The 1921-nt window shown below is 38.1% G+C and carries 2 protein-coding genes; one reads left to right on the top strand and one right to left on the bottom strand.

The window, feature by feature from the left end:
* Positions 1-1164: a low temperature requirement protein A gene (locus tag AC33VI_RS23015; RefSeq protein ID WP_491784594.1), complete on the bottom strand. Its 1164-nt coding sequence runs from the start codon at positions 1162-1164 to the stop codon at positions 1-3.
* A 195-nt stretch (positions 1165-1359) separates the two neighbouring features.
* Between AC33VI_RS23015 and AC33VI_RS23010 the strand changes: the two genes are divergently transcribed.
* A partial coding sequence (locus tag AC33VI_RS23010) for a hypothetical protein (protein WP_491784593.1) occupies positions 1360-1921 on the top strand: 562 nt, incomplete at its 3' end.

The raw sequence follows: 1921 nt of genomic DNA, 5'->3' as shown, positions 1-1921 counted from the left end.
CTAATTGCAAGTATTAAAAATATCTAGAACAATCTGTACCGTACAGGCGATCGCGACTAAAGTAATAATTAGTAGAGAAGATAGGACATTGCTAGCCAAAGCTAAAGCCAGAATGAAAATTCCCGCACCAAGGCGATAAAAAGTTAGAATGCGCTTGCATTTGGTTTGTCCGAGTTGACAGCTATTCCAATGAAGATTGGAGAGAATTAGCATACACAAACCTACTGCCAAACAAAATAAAATTTTCTCGCTGCTATTGTTGTCTTCAGTTAAACCCCGAATCATTTTTTCTACCCCGACACCCGTAGCAGTCAAACCAATTGTGAGAGGAAGGTGAGAATAGAGCCAAGCAAGAGCCACACCCATTTTGCCCTGTCTCATGGCAGTTAAAGGAGATTCATCTACGGTATCAAAATACATCCACCAAAAACTAAAAGCGATCGACAAACCCAAAAGAGCGATCGCAATCGACATAGGAGTCCAATTTATTTCAGAAACTCCGCCGACAACTGCAACAATCGATTCGCCCAAAACAATAATTGTAAATAGTCCAATTCTTTCGGTGGTATGTGCCATGTCGGGAGGAATTTTCGCAACTCGATTTCCTGCGCTTAAAGGAGTAGCAAAATCTATAATTAAACCCATCGTCCACATAGCAAAACGCCAAGGAAGAGGTACAACCAACGAACCCAACCAGAAAAGAATACTAATGCTGAAACCAGTGGCAAACCAGTTCGTTAATCCCCTAGCTTGGGGTACGTGATAGCCAGCATGAAGATATTGACAAATTAATACTCCTCGAAAAGCAATATAACTAAGAGCAAATCCTACAGAAGAAGAATCCAAACCATGATGAATATTGGCTGCCATGGTTGCAGCGATCGCCATTTGCAAAAGAGTAATCAAGCGATCGACCAAACCGTCATTATCAAAGCGAGTATGGTAAAAAGTTGCCCCAATCCAACACCACCAAACAGGTATGAATAATAATGCTAACTTGGTCAAACCAATTGAGGTAAAATCTTCATGATAAATATGCGCCAATTGAGCGATCGCCACTACAAAAATAAGGTCGAAAAATAATTCTAGCCAAGTTGCTCTTCTTTCTCCTTCTTCGCATTCTTCTCTTCTTAATTTCGGCGGTTGAAATATTGCTTTAGCCATTCATTTAAAATTCAACATTTATTCTTCTTTAAGTCCAAATTAAAGATAAACTACTGAAAAATCAATATTTCTTACTGATGATTTCTTGCTTCTGTACGGACGTTTCATGAAACGTCCCTATCTTACTTAATTACTAGCCATCCCCAATTACCAAGGCTAGAATCGTGTTGATATAACTGGTTAGGATCAAAATACATGGACAATTTTCAAGGAGAAGTAAAAATCGATCGATTCGATCTTATTGATGTTTTAGCAGATATTAGACTGATTAATGTTACTGAAATTAAAATAATTCAGGAAGTAGTAAGATTTATCGACATTCACTACCAAGAACATAAATCAATGATTCCTGCGGAACAAGTCGCAGCTTTAATCCTTAATCGCGATGACGTACCCAATTTATATGCTACTTCTTTTAGGGGTCATAATAACCAGGTATTAGAATTTCAAAATCAGTTTGGGATTAATGGTTTTAAAATTAGAGAAAAGCTAGTTCCTTGGGCATTAGATCGAATAATTCGGGCGGGATTGCCTCAAAACTTAACCCAAGATTTAAACATGGCGATTGATAGTTCTCGTAGCGCAACGCCATTGGATGACGAAAATCTATTAGAGGTTTTAGCGACTATCGATTTGGCAAATGTAGCCGAGTTTCAAGTAATCAAGGAAGCAGTAAGTTGTGTAAATAATAAATATCCCCAAGCAGCTAGAAGAATCAACTTATCTGATGTTTGTGCTTTAGTACTCAATAACGATG

The organism is Waterburya sp. (assembly GCF_058530065.1).
Note: the sequence above shows the minus strand (reverse complement) of the source record. Positions and strands in the feature narration are given on the sequence as shown.

Excerpts from the sequence above, each read along its gene's own strand:
- AC33VI_RS23015 (WP_491784594.1), bottom strand. The coding sequence starts at position 1,164 with ATGGCTAAAGCAATATTTCAACCGCCGAAATTAAGAAGAGAAGAATGC.